The sequence below is a fragment of the Arthrobacter ginsengisoli genome (genome assembly GCF_031456935.1).
Taxonomy (GTDB): Bacteria; Actinomycetota; Actinomycetes; order Actinomycetales; family Micrococcaceae; genus Arthrobacter; species Arthrobacter ginsengisoli.
Map to the genome: position 1 here is coordinate 339,087 of NZ_JAVDVQ010000002.1, position 16,889 is coordinate 355,975.

Here is a 16,889-nt window from a genome sequence, read left to right on the forward strand (position 1 = left end):
AAATTTGTTGCGCTCTGCAATGGACCTTTCAGCTGCACTCGCGGCGGAGGTCCGCAGTAAGAAGTAGACGGTTCGTGCCTGGCTCGGTGCGGACCGAGACAGGAGAAATGTGGCCAAGGTCCGCGTACATGAGCTTGCTAAAGAGCTCGGTATTACTTCCAAAGATGCAGTAACCAAACTGCAGGAACTGGGCGAATTCGTTCGCTCTGCCTCTTCCACCATTGAGGCCCCCGTTGTGAGGAAACTCCGCAACGCCTTCCCCGACGCAGCAGCAGCTTCGAAGTCCGAAGCGCCCGCGTCCGCCCCCGAGGCACCCGCCACCCCCTCCGCAACCCGTCCGGCGCCCGCGCCGGCTCCGGCTGCACCCACAGCGCCGGCGGCTGCAGTAACCAAGACTGAAGCTCCGGCTCCGGCAGCAGCTGCTCCGGCACCCAGTGCCGCCCCCGCTGCCCCGACGGCAGCAGCACCCGCCGCTCCGGCAGCACCCGCAGCTCCCGCCGCCCAGGTTCCGGCTGCGCCTTCGACGGGCGCCAAGCCCGGCGCGCGTCCGGCGCCCAAGGCTGAAGCCCCGGCTGCTCCGGCACGCCAGGGTGGCTCGGCACCCCGTCCGGGCGGTCCCCGTCCCGGCAACAACCCGTTTGCTACGTCCCAGGGCATGCCCCGAGGCCGCGGCGGCGACAACGAACGTCCCTCGCGTCCGGGTAACAACCCGTTCGCGCCTTCCCAGGGCATGCCGCGTCCGGGCGGAAGCCGCACCGAGGGCGAACGCCCCGGCGGTCCCCGTCCCGCAGCAGGCGCTGGTGGTCCCCGTCCGGGTGCTCCCCGCACCGGCGGCGCTCCGGGTGCACGCCCGGGTGCTCCGCGTCCGGCCGGCGCTGCAGGCGCTGGCCGTCCGGCAGGGGCCGGTGGAAACCGTCCCACGCCCGGCATGATGCCTAACCGCACAGAACGTCCCGCACCCGCTGGTGCAGGCCGTCCCGGCGGCGGAGCCCGCGGCCCGGGCCGTCCGGGCGGCGCTCCGGGTACCGGTGCACCCGGTACCGGTGGCGGCGCTCCGGCCGGCGGTGGCTTCGGCAAGGGTGGCCGCGGTCGCGGTGGCACCCAGGGTGCCTTCGGTAAGGGCGGCGCAGGCCGTGGCAAGCAGCGCAAGTCGAAGCGTGCCAAGCGCCAGGAACTCGAGCAGATGAGCGCCCCGTCGCTGGGTGGCGTGAGTGTGCCCCGCGGCGACGGCAACACCGTGGTCCGGCTTCGCCGTGGCTCGTCCATCACGGACTTTGCCGACAAGATCGAGGCGAACCCCGCCGCACTGGTGACCGTCCTCTTCCACCTCGGCGAGATGGCTACTGCCACGCAGTCGCTGGATGAAGAGACGTTTGCCCTGCTGGGCGAGGAGCTTGGCTACAAGCTTCAGGTCGTGTCCCCGGAGGACGAGGAGCGCGAGCTGCTCTCCGGCTTCGACATCGACTTCGAGGCCGAGCTGGAAGCCGAAGGCGATGAAGACCTCGAGGCACGGCCTCCGGTTGTCACCGTCATGGGTCACGTTGACCACGGTAAGACCCGCCTGCTGGATGCCATCCGCAAGTCCGACGTTATGGCGGGCGAACACGGCGGCATCACGCAGCACATCGGTGCCTACCAGGTCACGCACCAGCACGAAGGCACGGATCGCAAGATCACCTTCATCGATACTCCGGGCCACGAGGCGTTCACCGCCATGCGTGCCCGTGGTGCGAAGGTCACCGACATCGCCATCCTCGTGGTCGCAGCGGACGACGGCGTTATGCCGCAGACCGTTGAAGCCCTCAACCACGCCCAGGCGGCCAACGTGCCGATCGTCGTGGCCGTGAACAAGATCGACAAGGAAGGCGCCAACCCGGAAAAGGTCCGCGGCCAGCTGACCGAGTACGGACTGGTTCCGGAAGAATACGGTGGCGACACCATGTTCGTGGAGGTCTCTGCCCGCCAGAACCTGAACATCGACGAGCTGCTCGAGGCCGTACTGCTCACCGCGGACGCCGCCCTGGACATGCGCGCCAACCCGAACAAGGACGCCCGCGGTATCGCGATTGAAGCCAATCTGGACAAGGGCCGCGGTTCCGTTGCCACCGTCCTGGTTCAGTCCGGCACCCTGCACGTCGGCGACACCATCGTGGCAGGCACGGCCCACGGCCGCGTCCGTGCGATGTTCGACGACGACGGCAGCGCCCTGACCGAGGCCGGCCCGTCCCGCCCCGTGCAGGTACTGGGTCTGTCCAACGTCCCGCGTGCCGGTGACACCTTCTTCGTGACCGCTGACGAGCGCACTGCCCGCCAGATCGCCGAGAAGCGTGAAGCTGCGGACCGCAACGCAGCCCTGGCCAAGCGCCGCAAGCGCATCAGCCTGGAAGACTTCGACCAGGCCGTCGCCGATGGCAAGATCGACACCCTCAACCTCATCCTCAAGGGTGACGTGTCCGGTGCCGTGGAAGCCCTCGAGGACGCGCTGCTCAAGATCGACGTCGGCGAGGGTGTCCAGCTCCGCGTTATCCACCGCGGTGTCGGTGCGATCACGCAGAACGACGTCAACCTGGCTACGGTCGACAGCGCCGTCATCATCGGCTTCAACGTCAAGCCCGCCGAGCGTGTTGCCGAACTGGCAGACCGCGAAGGCGTGGACATGCGCTTCTACTCCGTCATCTATGCAGCAATTGATGACATTGAGGCAGCCCTCAAGGGCATGCTCAAGCCGGAGTACGAAGAGGTCCAGCTTGGCACCGCCGAGGTCCGCGAAGTGTTCCGTTCCTCCAAGTTCGGCAACATCGCAGGCTCGATCGTTCGCTCGGGTGTTATCCGACGCAACGTCAAGGCCCGGATCAGCCGCGACGGCAAGGTCATCGGCGACAACCTCACCGTTGAGACGCTCAAGCGCTTCAAGGACGACGCCACCGAGGTCCGCACGGACTTCGAGTGTGGTATTGGTCTTGGCTCGTTCAACGACATCACCGAGGGTGACATCATCGAGACCTTCGAGATGCGCGAAAAGCCGCGCGTCTAAAGTGTCCTAGCGTTAGAGGTGCGGGGCCGTTGGATTCTTTCCGGCGGCCCCGCCCCTTCGCCGGACGGTTTTCGATCTTCGATCGCAAACCGCCCGGCTCCGACAGGCCCGATGCCACTCCCTGGCCGCCGGAAAGAATCCAACGGGTCCGTCGTAGACTCGCTTTAGGCGCGTGGCAACAAACCCAAACGTGTGTACGTGAGCCGTTAACGCGCCGTCGTACATCCAAATTTTAGGAGTGGAAATGGCTGATCCCGCACGGGCTGCCAAGTTGGCGCAGCGGATTAAGGTTGTTGTTGCCGAGGCGCTGGGCCGGAAGGTCAAGGATCCCCGGCTTGAGGGCGTCACTGTTACCGATGCGCGTGTGACCAATGATCTTCAGCATGCCACGATCTACTACACCGTGTTCGGAGACCAACTGGTCCAGGCCGAGGCCGCCAAAGGGCTTGAGAAAGCCAAGGGCGTGCTGCGTCAGGAAGTCGGGCGGAACATCACTGTCCGACTGACCCCGACCCTGGAGTTCGTAGCGGACCAGATCCCGGTCAACGCCTCCAACCTGGAGGAACTGCTCCGGGCTGCGAAGAAGCGCGACGCCGAGGTGGCCGCACTCGCCGCCAGCGCGAAGCACGCCGGCGACGCCGACCCGTACAAGAGTGACACTCCGCAGGACGTGGAACTGGACGAGGACGATTTCGACGAAGAGGACCTGGACCTCATCGCCGAGGACGACGTCGACGAGGACAGCAACAAGTAGTCGGGCAACAGCCCAGGACTGCAGGTAAATGGCCGGCCCCGGCGGGGACCGGCCATTTCTGTCCGGTTGTGCCGGTCAGGTGTGCCATACGATGTCGGGCCGGACGCTGTTGGGCCGGCCGTCCTTCAGCTCCACATACATGACGTGGCCGTCCGGCGGACCCCCCGGTCCGGGCAGGGCATTGACCGTGGCGTAGAGGGTGTGTCCGCGGATGTCCACGTCGGCGGCGAGGCCGGCGGCGAGCACCACCGTCTGTTCGCCCGAGTCCGGGTCAACCCTGAGGACGCCTTCGCCGAACAGTGAGGCTACATACAGGTTCCCGTGGTCGTCCAGGGTGAGCCCCGTGGGCGACATGATGTCCTCCGTCACGAGCTTCACCTCGCCACCGTCCGGATCCACCTTGAAGATCGCCCCCCGCGGGCCGAGCGCAGGATCTTCCGGCCCGCCCGGGAGCAAGGTGACGTACAGCCAGCCGTCCGGCCCGACGACAACATCGGTCGGAACCGCCTCGAAGTCGTACGTGGTTCCCACAACACAGGCCGGCAGGCCGTTGGAGGCGGCAACGTCAGCGGTGATCTTGTAGGGCCGGGGCGGCAGCACCGCGACGGTCTCGGTCTTGCCGCTCCGGGCGTCAACTGCCACCACACTGTTGGCGCCGGCATCGGCGACGTAGATGGTGTCTTCCGTGACGGCGATGCCGTACGGATGGGAATCAACTTCGCCCTCGTAGTTGGCGGGCATGTTGGGTGGCAGTTTGGCCGCGCAGCCCTCCGGCAGGTCGCGGTAGCCGTACCGCGTTTTGCCGTCGGCGTTGTCCCCGGTTTCCAGGCCGGCGAAGTCGCCAAGGGTACGCTGGTGCCCGGTTTCCTCGATGATGCGGACGTGGCCGCCCAGCTCGGCGGGGTCGGGTCCGGCGCCCTGGCTCTCGAGGAAATAGGTCACACCATCCCGCTGGGCGTTGCCCGCAACAGTCCAGTCCGGGGTCTCGTAGAGGACCAACTGGTTCCCCCGGGAGTCGATCCGGGTCAGCCGGCCGGCGAAGGACTCGCTCACCGTCACTGAGCCGTGGGGGCCGGCGCTGAGATGCAGCGGTCCCACCAGTCTGCCGGTGAGCACCACCGGTGCGGGCTCTGCAGCGATCCCGTCCGGCGTCTTTCCGGGGTCTGCGCCGGCAGCAGTCCCGGTCGAGAGGAACGCGGCCGCGGTGGCGGCCGCGGCTAGCAATGACAAACACCTTCTCATGGTTGGCTCCCGGGGCGAGTGATGAAGGATCCACATCGTTGAGACCATTGAGACCGGTTCCGTGGCGGCCGGAATATTCACGGCTGCCCCTTTATGCGGATGGTAAGCCCTCCGCGAGGCAAAGTCGATGCTTCGCGGCAAACAGCGAATCTCCCGCAGCAGGCGGCGTTGCTGGCTATGATCAGACCATGGCCACGGCACCCTCAGCTCTCGAAATCAACCGCTTCCTGGATCAGGCCGTCCGGCTCGCCGCCGCAAATGTGGACGCGGGCGGCGGACCGTTCGGGGCGCTCGTGGTGACGTCCGACGGGCGGATCCACGAGGGCGTCAACCATGTCACGCGGGACAATGATCCCACCGCCCACGCCGAAGTCGTGGCCATCCGTGCAGCCGCGGCTGCGTCGGCGAATTTTGATCTCAGCGGCTCCGTGCTTTACGCCAGCTGTGAGCCGTGCCCGCTGTGCCTCGCCGCGGCCCTGTGGGCCCGCGTGGACCGGGTCTATTTCGCCGCGGACCGTCACGCGGCGGCTGCCGCCGGCTTCGACGACGCGCTTTTCTACGAGTACTTCGAAGGAACCCAGCCTGACCTGATGCCGGTGCGCCACACGGCCGTCCCGGCGTCGGGCGTTCCCTTCGTGGCCTGGCGCGACAACCCCGACCGCGTTGAGTACTGAAGGCGGCGGACCGTGGCCCCGAGCTTGATCACGTGTCCCCAGTGCCGGAAAACCAACCGGATACCGGCGGCGGCTGCCGGCCATCCGCGTTGCGGGAACTGCCGCAAGGACCTTCCCTGGATAGTCGAGGCAGGGGATGCGGATTTTGCCGTGATCGCCGAGCAGTCCTCGACGCCTGCCCTGGTCGACTTCTGGGCCGCCTGGTGTGGTCCCTGCCGGATGGTCAGCCCCGTGCTGGACAAGCTGGCCCAGGAACGCGCCGGCCGGGTCAAACTCGTAAAGGTCGATGTCGACAAGTCACCGTCGCTCTCACGGCGCTTCGACATCCAGGCCATTCCAACCATCCTGCTGATCAGGGACGGCAAAGTCGTGGCCCGGCAGGCGGGAGCTCCACCGGCGGCGGCGCTGCGCCAATGGCTCGACGACGCGCTGGCGGCTGGCCCCTGAGCAAGGGGCCACCATCGCGCAGGACTGCTCCGGGGATGCGCGGGCGGTACTTCAGCGGCGCTTGCTCCGGACGCCCAGGCCACCCAGCACGGGCGAGCCCATCCCCAGCAGGTAGCCGAAGTCGTACCAGTTTCCAGCGCGGGCCGAGTTGTAGAAAGGGAATTCGCTCCACTGCCCGAAGACATGGGCGATCAACACTATCCACGCCGTGAGCCCGTTCCAGATGCCCCACAACAAGTCCTGCCACCACATGTGAACCTCCCGACCGAACCTGCACCCCAGTCCCGCAGCGGCGCGCCTGGGGCCGCACGCGAAAACCACGCGCTGCGCTCAGGTTAGGCGCTGCGGTGCCGCGGCGGTAGGGGACTGGGGCCGGGAGGCTGAACGCAGCTCACCGGGCAGCCCCGTCAGCTGAGCCTGACCGGGAGCCTGCCGAGGCCTTCCACGAGATCAGCCTGGCTGCCGCACAGGGCTATCCGGATCCAGCCCTCGCCGATCGAGCCGAAGGCCGTGCCCGGGGCGAAGGACACGCCGGAATCGGCCAGGAAACGCCGTACCCAGGAGCGGACGTCGCCGCCACTGACGTGGGACACATCCGCCCAGAGGTAGAACGCTCCCTGTGCCGTGAGGAACGGGATCCCCCGGGACTCCAACACCGCCGAGGCTGCGTCCCGGTTTGCCCGGTAGTGCGCGTGGGCGTGGCTGACGTAGTCCTGCGGGCCGGTCAGGGCCGCCAGCGCCGCGTATTGCGAGGGCGAAGCGACACAGGACACGATCGCCTCCATCACGTTGTTCATCCTCTGCTCCAGGCCGGGCGGGCAGATCAGAGCGCCGATCCGCAGCCCGGTCAGACCGTAGGTCTTGGAGAGTGTGAGCGAGGTGAATACCCGGGCCTCACCCGGGACATCGCTGTCGAAGCGGGCGGGGCTCACATGCGGCACATCGTACGTGAACGCCTCGTAGCATTCGTCCGAGATGATCCACAGATCGTGCCGGACGGCCAGGGCTACGAGGCTGCGGGTGAGTTCCTCGCCCAGGACCGCGCCCAGCGGATTGGACGGCGAGTTGAGGATCAGCACCTTGGTCCGCGGGGTGATGAGGCCCTCGATGTCCGCGATTCGGGGCTGGAAGTCGTGCTCGGGGTACAGCGGGTACCGGACCGGTACGGCATGCAGCAGGCTACTGGTCATGGCGAAGGTCGGGTAGCCCGGATTGGGAATCAGGATTTCGTCGCCGGGGGAGAGCAGCAGGCTCATGGCAAAGTGCAGGCCCTGCTGGGCGCCGTCGACGACGTACACGCGTTCCGCTCCGACCGGCGTCGCGTTGTGTTCCCCGAACCTGGCCGCGAACGCCTGGCGCAGGGCCGGGATGCCGGCATTGGGGGTGTAATTCGTTTCGTCCCGGTCCAGGCAGGCCATCCCGGCCTCAAGGATATGACGGGGGACGGCGAAACCCGGTTCGCCGATGCTCAGCACGATGGCGCCGGGCGTTCGCCAGGCGGCTTCGGTGATTTCGCGGATCTGGTTGACGGGGACGTCGCGGACGTGGGCGGCAAGCTCGGGCATGTCAGCCATCCTAACCGGAGCAGCTCCCGGCGGCCGGGGGGCGGCTCCGCTGGTGGGGTCCGGCGGGCGGCACCCGGCGCTGGCGGGAGGGTCCGCACAGATATACTGGGGAGCGTGCTTTCTGGACTGGTAATAGTGGACAAGCCGCAAGGCTGGACCAGCCACGATGTGGTTGGACGGATGCGGCGGCTCGCCGGTACCCGAAAGGTCGGCCATGCCGGGACGCTGGACCCGATGGCGACGGGCGTTCTGGTGGTCGGCATCAACAAAGCCACCCGGCTGCTGACTTACATCGTGGGCACCTCCAAGACCTACACGGCGACCATCCGCCTGGGCGAATCGACGGTCACCGACGACGCCGAAGGCGAGGTCACCGCCACGCGCAGCGCCGCTTCGGTCACCGAGGAAGCGGTCCGGTCCGGAGTCGAAGCACTGACCGGGGAGATTGAACAGGTCCCCAGCAGCGTCAGCGCCATCAAGGTCAACGGCGAACGCGCCTATGCGCGGGTCCGGTCCGGCGAGGAGGTCAAACTGGCCGCACGCCCCGTCACCATCCACCGCTTCGAAGTCCACTGGCTCCGTCCCGTGCGCGGCGGTGAGGCGCTCGACGTCGACGTCACAGTGGAATGCTCCTCCGGCACGTACATCCGGGCACTCGCCCGCGACCTCGGCAACGCGCTCGGCGTCGGCGGTCACCTGACCGCCCTCCGGCGGACCCAGGTGGGTCCCTACACGCTGGACCAGGCGCACACCCTCGAACAGCTCGCCGAAGAGCTGGACGTGCTGGAAATGTCCGAGGCCGCCCGGGCACTCATGCCCAACCGTGAACTCAGCGACGAGGAAACCACCGAGATTTCCTTCGGCCGCAGGATCGCCGCGGGCGTGGCCGCCGGGACACCGGACGCTGCGACGCCGGAGCACCCGGCCGCCGGCTTCGCCCCGGACGGGACCCTGGTGGCACTGCTCGCCGACAAGGGAAGTTACGCCAAGCCGGTGCTCGTCTTCGCACCGGACAATGAGAAGCGTGCACGTACGCAGCCGACGGCGGAACAGCAGGCCGGACAGTAGTGGACGCATATTTCTACATCATCCTGGTGGTCGGGCTGGTCTCGAGCCTCGTCTGCCTGGCCGCGGGCATCCTCAAGAAGGCCCCGAACGACACAACCATCCTTTCCGTGGCCGCCGTCGAACTGTCCCTGCTGGTGTATCTGGTCGGGTCGATCGTCCGGGTCGCCGGCGGGGAACAGATGGCGGGGGAGCCGTGGGAGTTCTGGGGCTACCTGCTGACGGCCCTCCTGCTGCCGGTCGGTGCGGTGTACTGGGCCATCCTGGAACGCACCCGGTGGAGCAACTTCGTGCTGGCCGCCGTCGGTGTCACCGCCCTGGTGATGGCGGCCCGAATGAATCAGATTTGGTACTGACGTGGAAGAGGCAGAGAACGTGACGGCGAAACCTTCGCACGAGGACATCGAAACGACGCCGGCCGCGCCGGACGCGCTGGCGGCACCGGACGCGACCCCGGCTGCGGCACCGACAAAAGACACCCGCAACACCGGCCCCGGCCGGCTGCTGATCGCCGTTTATGCAGTGTTCGCGATTTCCGCCACGGCCCGGGCGGGATTCCAGATCCTCACGAAGTTTTCCGAAGCTCCCCTTGCCTATCTGCTGTCGGCGTTCGCCGCCGTCGTGTACCTGGTGGCGACTGTGTCGCTGGCGAAGGCCGGCCGCACCTGGTTCAAGGTCTCCGTCGCGGCGGTGCTCGTGGAACTGGTGGGTGTGCTGGTGGTCGGCGCGCTCAGCGTGTTCGACTCGGTTAACTTCCCGCATGAGACTGTTTGGTCCCTGTTTGGCCGCGGTTATGCTTTCATCCCGCTGTTGCTGCCGATTCTTGGGCTCATCTGGCTGTACCGCCGCCGTCCCGCGCCGAAGCGGGCCTGAGCGCCCTAGTCCGCGGGCTGGTCCAGTTCCTGGAACAGTGTGATTTGGAGCCCGGCCGGGCCGTTGAGCCGTGAGTTCAGCGAGCGCCACGGCGTTTCCCGTGGTTCCGCGATGAGGGTGCCGCCCGCCTCCACGAGTCCCCGTGTGGCTGCTTCCGCGTCGTCAACCTCGAACGCAACCCGGATCTTCGCGCTCGGCTGGCCGTCGGCTTCCACCCGATCGATGTACCTGACCTGCGCCGGGTTGGAGAGCTCCAAGGTCGCCCGGCCGGCTTCCAGGATGGTGATGCGTGCATCCCCCTCGCCGGTAACCACTTCACGTTCCACCAGTCCGAGGACGTCCCGGTAGAAGGTTAGGGCGGCGTCGTAATCATCCGTCTCGACGACGAGGCGCAGTTGCCGGACAGGAGGCGGAGGTTGATCTTCGGTCGTCATAACCGAACCTTAGGACGGACGGTTCCAGAGCGGAATACCGCTGATCGTTACCGCCGCCCGGGCCGGCGTCGTGGACTCACTCCGTTCCGGCGTCGAGCCCTAACAGCCTGCGGCGCAGGCCAGGCCAGGCCGCTCCGAAGCCCGGATGCAATGCCTTGTCACCGACGAGCTCGACCGGCACCCACTGCAGCTCCAGGCTTTCCGGGTCGCTGATCACCGGGTCGAACGCCTCCACAACTTCGACGGCGACCGTGGTGTACGTCCAATAGCCGACGTCGAAAACCCAGCTGAACAGGACCCGGACGTTCTCCGGCGGCACAGCCGCCTCTTCCTTGGCCTCGCGCAGGGCACCGTGGACTGCTTGTTCGCCCTGGTGGAGGGCTCCGCCCGGGAGTCCCCAGGTTCCGCCCTGATCACTCCACAAGGCGCGGTGCTGGAGCAGGACGCCCTTCGCGGGGTCGTGGACCAGCAAACCGGCCGAGCCGAAGCGCCCCCAGAACCGGCCGCGGTCGCCTTCGACCCACGCGTCCCCGGGATCGCGGGGTCCGAGCGGACGGCGGAGTTCGATCGGAAGCTCGGTTTGGGCGGCCTGCGTCTGTGATTCGCTGGGCCTTGCGCTGTGGGGTAGTGCCGGGCTCGAGGTCGGGGCAACAGGGCTGTCCATGCCCCCAGTTTCCCACGGCACTGCCCGTACCGGCCGGAGTGTGACTCCGAGGGACTGGCCGGGACCACAAGGTGGATCCTGCCCGTATCAGGGTCGAACTGCTCGAGCCCGGTACTGTCACACCCCGAAAGTAGTGTTGAGTCATGGAAGCCATTGGCGATTTCATCCCGGTACAGGGCACCGAGCCTGGCGCCGGAATACTCCTTGGAATCCCCCCGCTGTCGCCCGTTCCAGCCGCGGCGGTTGCGGTCGACTGTGCTCTGGATGCGGCGCTTGCTCTGCTGCGCTCCTGCAGCGGGACGGCTGTGCCTGATGCATTGCTGTTCGGCGTGACCGAAGCCTCGGACTTTGCCGGCCGCGTGGAGGAATTGTCCCGCCGGGTCGACTACCTGCAGCTTGTGGCCGCGGCGGCGGTCGACCGGACCCGAAGCCAGGCAGCAGCTGACGCGGGGACCGCCGCTGCGAAGTCTGGTACCGCCACGCCTGCCGGCTGGTTGACTGGCTGGAATGCGGAGGCGAATGCGCCGAAGACTGCTCCGTCGGACCCCACTCGGAACGCGCCGGAAGGCGCTGATCCTTGCACGGGGTGGGTGGACGACGGGTACCGGAACACTGTGGAGTTCCTGCGGGCGCGGCTGCGGATCAGTGCCGCGGAAGCCCGGCGCCGGCTTGCCCTCGTCGCGGACGTTCTGCCGCGCGCGGGCCTGTCGGGCCAGCCGCTGCCGGCCGCGAAAGAAGAACTCGCTGCTGTCGTCGCCGCCGGGGACGTCGCCTCACGGGCGGCGACCATTATCGGCCTTTCCCTGGGCCGGGTCCGGCACGTGTCCCAGCCCGAGGATGCCGCCCGAATGGAGCATGCCCTCACCCGGACGGCGGTCGAGAACGACCAGGACTTCCTGACCAGGATCGCCAAACGGTGGACGGACGCCTTGGACCAGGACGGCGAGGAACCCAGCGAGCAGGAATTGCGCCAGCGCGAGGGCGCCTTCATACGGCGGGCATACCGCGGACTGCATCATCTGGAAATCTTCGCCACGCCCGACCAGTTCGAACACTTGCTCACCGTCATGAATACCGCCACCAACCCGCGGACCGGAGTCGCATCCGGTCCCGACGCCGGAACAGAGGCTGCGGGTACTGCCGGACCTGATCCTGATGTCGCAGTCGACGGCGACGCGGCCGCAGCAGAGCGGCTGGATCAGCGCACGCGGCCGCAGCGGCTCCTCGACGGCCTCGTCGGTGGCTGCAAAGTCGCTCTCGCCGCCGGAGGCCTGCCCGCTGCGGGAGGGCTGCGCCCGCAGGTGATGGTCACCGTTGACTACCGTGACCTGCTGGAACAACTCGGCGGCACCGACGCGGAGACCCGAGCCCCTGGCTCCCACGCCGGGACACTGATGTTCACCGGCCCGGTCACGGCCTCGACAGTACGCAAGATCGCCTGCGACGCCGACATCATCCCGATTGTGCTGGGCGGACAAGGACGGATCCTCGACATCGGCCGCGCCTCGCGGGTTTTCCCGCCGCATATCCGCAAGGCCATCACGGCGCGGGACCAGGGCTGTGCCTTTCCCCAGTGCACCATTCCGGCGCCCTGGTGCGAGGCCCACCACATCAACTACTGGTCCCGCGGCGGAAGCACCGGGGCAGGCAACGGAGCGCTGCTTTGCTCGCATCACCATCACGTGATCCACAAGGAGCAGTGGATCATTCAACTGCGAAGCGGCGTTCCGTGGTTCATCCCGCCTCCGCACGTTGATCCGCGCCAGGTGCCACGGCGGAACCGCTACTTCCGGCTTGAGTGAATCTTGTTCTGGTCCGGGGTGGCCACCCAGACGGTCCGGGTGGTGTGGGGTTCCAGCGCGATGTCGTTGGAGAACCGCTCCAGCAGGTCTTCCACGGCGTCGCGGTCGTCCGCGGTCAGGGCCGGCAGGTGCAGGAAGCGCGCGAACCACTGCCGGGCGTATTCCCGTGCAGCCGGGGTCACGGGTGCAACGGTTGTTACTTCGGACTGGGTGACGCTGAACCCGGCGGCCTCGATCACCGGGGTCCAGTTCGGGTGGTGGTTCCACCCCTCGGCGGCCGCCGCGGCGTGGCAGCGTTGCTCCAAAAGCGCTTCGCGCGGATGGCTGAGGAAGCGGGGCAGGGCGGCGAGCTCGACGACGACGAGGACCCCACCCGGCGACAATGCCCGGCGGACCCCCGAGAGGAGCCGTGCGGGGTCGGCGACGTGGTGGAGCGAGGACGATGCCCACACGACGTCAACCGGTGTCTCGGCAGCTGCATCCGCCGTGGGCAGGGAGCCGGCCAGCGCAGGGAAGCCGTGGTCGAGGTCGGCCTCGACCACATCGAAGCCCTGCCCGCGCAGCAGCTCGAGCATCTGCGGGTCATTATCGACGCACGTCACCGCGGCGTCGGGGTACCGCTCGCGCAGCAGCCGGCTTCCTGCGCCGGTGCCGGCGCCGAGGTCAACGACGCTGCGCGCCGCCGTCGGCCCTGCTACGTCCAGGACGGCTGCGACCTTGTCGCTGAACACCTCGGCGTCGAGGTCGAGGACGCGGTGCTGGTCATGACTGCCGGACCGCTGGTGCGGGTGGTGGTCGTTGTCCCGTGTCCGGTGGGGTTGGTGATCCATGCTGATTACCTTTCTACTGTGGCCGCACGGCCCATGTCAGTGACTTTCGGTCCATCTTCAAGGCCATGGCGTCGGCGACCGAGCACGATCTGAGCGACGGCTGCTTCCGAGGCGATCGAGAAGGGGCCGAAGTGCCCGTCCACGGCCCACCGGGTTTCCTCTTCGATGAGGTCGGCGTTGATCCTGGCGCCGGTCATGACGCCCTCGGCCGCCGCGGTGACCACCTGGGCCATCAGGTTGGAGACATTGCCCGCCGCATACACGCCCCGGACGGCAGTTGCACCACCCAAATCGCTGGCCTCGATGAACCGTCCGGCCCCCGACGGGTGCACCTGGGAATTTAGCCCGAGTGATTCCAGAAGCGCGGATCTGGCCTCCATCCGTGTTCCGACAGCCAGGGCCTGTACGTCGAACGAGGTACCCTGGCGGAGTGTGAGCCCCGTGAGGACACCATCGACGGCGTCGACAGAAACCACGGCGCCGTCAACGACCGTCACGGACCGGGCAGCGAGCTTGTCCCACTCCTCGTCGGTGGGTTCCACGGTGTCGCTGAGGAACAGGGTGATATCCCGGGACCACTGCCGGAACAACAGTGCCTGATGGACGGACAGCGGGCCTGTGCCCAGCACTCCAATCCGTTGCCCGCGGATTTCCCAGCCATGGCAGTAGGGGCAGTGCACAACGCCCTTTCCCCATTGCTCCCGCAGCCCGTCAATGGGAGGCAGCTCGTCGGTCAGGCCGGTGGTGATGAGGAGGCGCCGGCCGGAGAACCGGCGGGCATCTGCGAGAACCACCTCGAATCCCTCGGGGGTTCGCCGTGCCGAAACGGCTTCGCCGTCAAGGACCGTCCCTCCGTAGGAGAGCACTTCGCTGCGTCCGATGGCCAGGAGTTCCCCAGGGTTCATACCGTCCCTGGAAAGATAACCGTGGACACCCGCCGCGGGTGCGTTGCGTGGAGTTCCGGAATCGATGACCAGCACCGAGCGCAACGCCCGGCCCAGCGTCGTGGCCGCGCTGAGCCCCGCCGCGCCGCCACCAACAATTACAACGTCATACCGTGTCGCGTCCATATTGCTTTGTCCTTCGTCGCGTCCTGAAAGTTCGCCGCCAGCGTCCTTGGGCGGTTACCCCAGCCTCCATCGCGTGAACGCGTTTTGGCAAAGATGATTGCCGTTATGGCAAACTGTTGGGCATGGCAAATGAGATTGACGATGTTCTCGGAGAGGTCGGCCCCCGGCTTCGGGCACTCCGTATGGAACGGAACCTCACCCTCCAAGATGTGTCCTCCGCATCCGGAGTGTCGGTTAGCACGCTGTCCCGCCTCGAATCCGGCCAACGCAGGCCAAACCTCGAAATCCTGCTGCCCCTCGCGAGGTTGTACGGGGTTCCCCTCGATGATCTGGTCGGCGCCCCGCCTACCGGGGATCCGAGAATTCATCTGCAGCCCATCACCCATGGCGGCATGACCGCTGTTCCCCTCACCCGCCGCCCAGGCGGATTACAGGCCTTCAAGATGGTGCTCGCCGGTGATGACCGCGGGGCAGAGCCTGACCTCCGCGTTCACGAGGGCTACGAATGGCTTTACATCCTCAATGGACGACTGCGCCTGGTGCTGGGCGACAAGGACTTTGAACTTCGCCCCGGCGAAGCCGCGGAATTCGACACCCACACACCGCACTGGTTCGCCAGCGCGGACGGCAGACCCGTCGAGTTCCTCAGCCTCTTTGGACAGCAGGGCGAGCGGATGCACGTCCGCGCGCGGCCCAAGCCCACATAGCCGAAGAGGTCCGATGGGTTCTGGCCGGGAAGGCCGAAAGCCTCTGAACGGACGGCAGACGGCGGCTACGCTGGTCGCATGGCTGGATTCAAGGCACCACGGGAGCTGCGGGAGGCGGAACGTGCTTCCCTGCTCAGGGCCGTGAAGGCATTCCACACCTTTGCCTGGTTCTTGATCGAGGCCTGCATGGTCTATGTGCTGTATGCCGGTGCCCGGGGCCGGACAGACCGGAAGGTGGGCCTGGCCGCCGCCGTCGTCACCGCCGAGACGCTGGTCTTTGCCGCCAACGGCTTTCATTGTCCCCTCACCGCCGTGGCCAGGGGCCTGGGCGACGAGACGGGCTCTGTCACCGACATCTATCTGCCAAAATGGTTCGCCAGGAACCTCCCGGGCATCCACGTTCCACTGATCCTGGCCGCTGTGGTGCTGCACTGGCGGAACTACCGCGCCGCTAGCGGCGTCACTGTGCCATCCGGTGCCGGCACGTCGCCGGGAGCTATAGGCAGCTAGCGCAGCGGGTTGCCGTTGAGGTCGACGCGGAAGCTTTCGATCATCTTGTTGGTCGCTGTCTCGATGATGATCACGGAGTCTGCCGGCCAGGACGGGTCGGGAACCACGGTGTAAGGAACATCGGTGATCAAGGTGGGCCGGCCGGCGTCGCTGATTTTCCGGCTGAAGGCATCAACCACCATGTTGGTCCTGGTATTGATGGCAACTGTTTCCTGGGGGAGCCCCGCGCTGCTGCCGCTGCCCGGTGTGGGGTTCCACCAGCCTTCGTAGCCGCCCACCGCCGGTTCCGCTGACCGTTCTGCCGACGTCGGCCTGGACATTGGTGCTGTCCCGGCGTTCCCGGCGGCGTCGGCCGCGCCACTCGCAACTGCCCGCAGCCTCGCGTCACCCCGGGCGGCTGCGTGGCCTACTTCTTCCCGAACAGTCCGCCCAGGATCCCGCCGAACCCGCCCTCGTCATTTTTCCGCTCTTCCGGCTGGCTCTCCGGGAGGTCGATGTCGATCACCTCACCGGGGCGCGGGGCGCCGCCGGTGTGCTGGCTCTGCGGGTAGGCCTGCGGTTCCAGCGACGAGTCCTGACCGGTCTCCGGAACGGCCGCCTGCGACGACTGCTGGCCTCCGCCGAACAGGCCGCCCAGCAGATCGCCGAGCCCACCCATCCCGCCAGCGCCGCCAGCAGCGGCGCCGGCGCCGCCAAGCATCCTGCCCAGAATTCCGCCGAGGTCGATGCCGCCGGCATGGCCGGACGCACCTGCGCCGCCGGCGCCTGTACCGGCCGCCCCGGACGATTGACCGCGGCCCCCCAGCACCTTGTTGGCAAGGTAGGACATCACGATCGGGGCCAGGATCGGCAACAGCTTCTTGATCAGGTCCCCACCGACGCCGCCGAGCTGGGGTGCTCCGGCCAGCTGGCTGGCCACCTGGTCCTGCTGCCCGCCGAAGACATGGTTCACGATTTTTTCGCCGTCCGAGGTGTCCACCTGCGAGACATCGACTCCGCCCTCCAGCAGCCCGTCCTGGTGCTGGCCGAGAGCTGACTCCAGGGAGGCGGCGCCGTCGGAGGCCTGTGCGTTGTTGTGCATACCCGCCAGCAGCGTGGGCACCGCAGCCTCCACCGCGGCCTGCGCGGTCTGCTGGTCGGTGCCGAGCAGGCCGGCAACCTGGTCTACCGGGATCTGCCCCAGGATGTCATCGAGCTCAGTCATGGTGTACTCCTTCA

19 protein-coding genes are annotated in these 16,889 nt (G+C 67.3%); 10 read left to right on the forward strand and 9 right to left on the reverse strand.

Translation table 11 applies throughout. The annotated features are described in order from the left end of the window. Nucleotides 1-109: 109 nt before the first annotated feature. Nucleotides 110-3,034: a translation initiation factor IF-2 gene (gene infB, locus J2X01_RS03660; protein WP_310050649.1), complete on the forward strand. Its 2,925-nt coding sequence runs from the start codon at nt 110-112 to the stop codon at nt 3,032-3,034. A gap of 244 nt (nt 3,035-3,278) precedes the next feature. Next, the gene (gene rbfA / locus J2X01_RS03665) at nt 3,279-3,788 is read left to right on the forward strand and encodes a 30S ribosome-binding factor RbfA (RefSeq protein WP_310050651.1); all 510 of its coding nucleotides are present in this window, start codon (nt 3,279-3,281) and stop codon (nt 3,786-3,788) included. 75 nt (nt 3,789-3,863) lie between these two features. Here rbfA and J2X01_RS03670 read toward each other — a convergent pair whose 3' ends face one another. Further along, nucleotides 3,864-5,012: a ScyD/ScyE family protein gene (locus J2X01_RS03670; protein ID WP_310050653.1), complete on the reverse strand. Its 1,149-nt coding sequence runs from the start codon at nt 5,010-5,012 to the stop codon at nt 3,864-3,866. Nucleotides 5,013-5,218: 206 nt separating this feature from the next. On the opposite strand from J2X01_RS03670, the gene J2X01_RS03675 reads away from it, so the two are divergent. Continuing rightward, a complete protein-coding gene (locus J2X01_RS03675) occupies nt 5,219-5,704 on the forward strand; it encodes a nucleoside deaminase (protein WP_310050655.1) in 486 nt (161 codons plus the stop codon). Between the two features lie 12 nt (nt 5,705-5,716). Then, nucleotides 5,717-6,151: a thioredoxin gene (trxA, locus tag J2X01_RS03680; protein WP_310050657.1), complete on the forward strand. Its 435-nt coding sequence runs from the start codon at nt 5,717-5,719 to the stop codon at nt 6,149-6,151. 51 nt (nt 6,152-6,202) lie between these two features. Here the strand turns inward: trxA and J2X01_RS03685 are convergent, their stop codons facing one another. Then, nucleotides 6,203-6,403, reverse strand: coding sequence for a hypothetical protein (locus tag J2X01_RS03685; protein WP_310050659.1), 201 nt, complete (start codon nt 6,401-6,403; stop codon nt 6,203-6,205). Nucleotides 6,404-6,558: 155 nt separating this feature from the next. Continuing rightward, complete coding sequence (locus J2X01_RS03690) at nt 6,559-7,716, reverse strand: pyridoxal phosphate-dependent aminotransferase (protein ID WP_310050661.1); 1,158 nt, start codon at nt 7,714-7,716, stop codon at nt 6,559-6,561. Nucleotides 7,717-7,830: 114 nt separating this feature from the next. On the opposite strand from J2X01_RS03690, the gene truB reads away from it, so the two are divergent. The 3 genes from truB to J2X01_RS03705 all read left to right on the forward strand — a co-directional run bounded on the left by truB (nt 7,831) and on the right by J2X01_RS03705 (nt 9,654). Then, nucleotides 7,831-8,784, forward strand: a complete 954-nt coding sequence (truB, locus tag J2X01_RS03695; protein WP_310050663.1) for a tRNA pseudouridine(55) synthase TruB — start codon at nt 7,831-7,833, stop codon at nt 8,782-8,784. Then, a complete protein-coding gene (locus J2X01_RS03700) occupies nt 8,784-9,137 on the forward strand; it encodes a hypothetical protein (RefSeq protein WP_310050666.1) in 354 nt (117 codons plus the stop codon). The genes truB and J2X01_RS03700 overlap by 1 nt, the downstream gene beginning before the upstream one ends. A 76-nt stretch (nt 9,138-9,213) precedes the next feature. Continuing rightward, nucleotides 9,214-9,654: a hypothetical protein gene (locus J2X01_RS03705; protein WP_310050941.1), complete on the forward strand. Its 441-nt coding sequence runs from the start codon at nt 9,214-9,216 to the stop codon at nt 9,652-9,654. 5 nt (nt 9,655-9,659) lie between these two features. On the opposite strand, the gene J2X01_RS03710 is transcribed toward J2X01_RS03705, so the two are convergent. Continuing rightward, nucleotides 9,660-10,088 (reverse strand): VOC family protein, encoded by a 429-nt coding sequence (locus J2X01_RS03710; protein WP_310050668.1) that lies wholly within the window; start codon nt 10,086-10,088, stop codon nt 9,660-9,662. 76 nt (nt 10,089-10,164) lie between these two features. Further along, entirely contained in the window at nt 10,165-10,752 is a 588-nt protein-coding gene (locus J2X01_RS03715) for an NUDIX domain-containing protein (RefSeq protein WP_310050670.1), read from the reverse strand. Between the two features lie 305 nt (nt 10,753-11,057). On the opposite strand from J2X01_RS03715, the gene J2X01_RS03720 reads away from it, so the two are divergent. Then, nucleotides 11,058-12,554, forward strand: coding sequence for an HNH endonuclease signature motif containing protein (locus J2X01_RS03720; protein WP_310050673.1), 1,497 nt, complete (start codon nt 11,058-11,060; stop codon nt 12,552-12,554). Here J2X01_RS03720 and J2X01_RS03725 read toward each other — a convergent pair. Further along, on the reverse strand, nt 12,536-13,384 hold the full coding sequence (locus J2X01_RS03725; protein ID WP_310050675.1) for a class I SAM-dependent methyltransferase: 849 nt from the start codon (nt 13,382-13,384) through the stop codon (nt 12,536-12,538). The genes J2X01_RS03720 and J2X01_RS03725 overlap by 19 nt on opposite strands. A gap of 5 nt (nt 13,385-13,389) precedes the next feature. Then, a complete protein-coding gene (locus J2X01_RS03730) occupies nt 13,390-14,454 on the reverse strand; it encodes an NAD(P)/FAD-dependent oxidoreductase (RefSeq protein ID WP_310050677.1) in 1,065 nt (354 codons plus the stop codon). Between the two features lie 122 nt (nt 14,455-14,576). Between J2X01_RS03730 and J2X01_RS03735 the strand changes: the two genes are divergently transcribed. Next, the gene (locus J2X01_RS03735) at nt 14,577-15,161 is read left to right on the forward strand and encodes a helix-turn-helix domain-containing protein (protein ID WP_310050679.1); all 585 of its coding nucleotides are present in this window, start codon (nt 14,577-14,579) and stop codon (nt 15,159-15,161) included. Nucleotides 15,162-15,239: 78 nt separating this feature from the next. Further along, nucleotides 15,240-15,671, forward strand: coding sequence for a hypothetical protein (locus J2X01_RS03740; protein ID WP_310050681.1), 432 nt, complete (start codon nt 15,240-15,242; stop codon nt 15,669-15,671). On the opposite strand, the gene J2X01_RS03745 is transcribed toward J2X01_RS03740, so the two are convergent. Together J2X01_RS03745 and J2X01_RS03750 are read right to left on the reverse strand one after the other, a co-directional pair. Continuing rightward, a complete protein-coding gene (locus tag J2X01_RS03745) occupies nt 15,668-15,991 on the reverse strand; it encodes a hypothetical protein (protein ID WP_310050684.1) in 324 nt (107 codons plus the stop codon). The genes J2X01_RS03740 and J2X01_RS03745 overlap by 4 nt on opposite strands. Before the next feature lie 86 nt (nt 15,992-16,077). Then, on the reverse strand, nt 16,078-16,875 hold the full coding sequence (locus J2X01_RS03750) for a DUF937 domain-containing protein (RefSeq protein ID WP_310050686.1): 798 nt from the start codon (nt 16,873-16,875) through the stop codon (nt 16,078-16,080). Between the last annotated feature and the right edge of the window lie 14 nt (nt 16,876-16,889).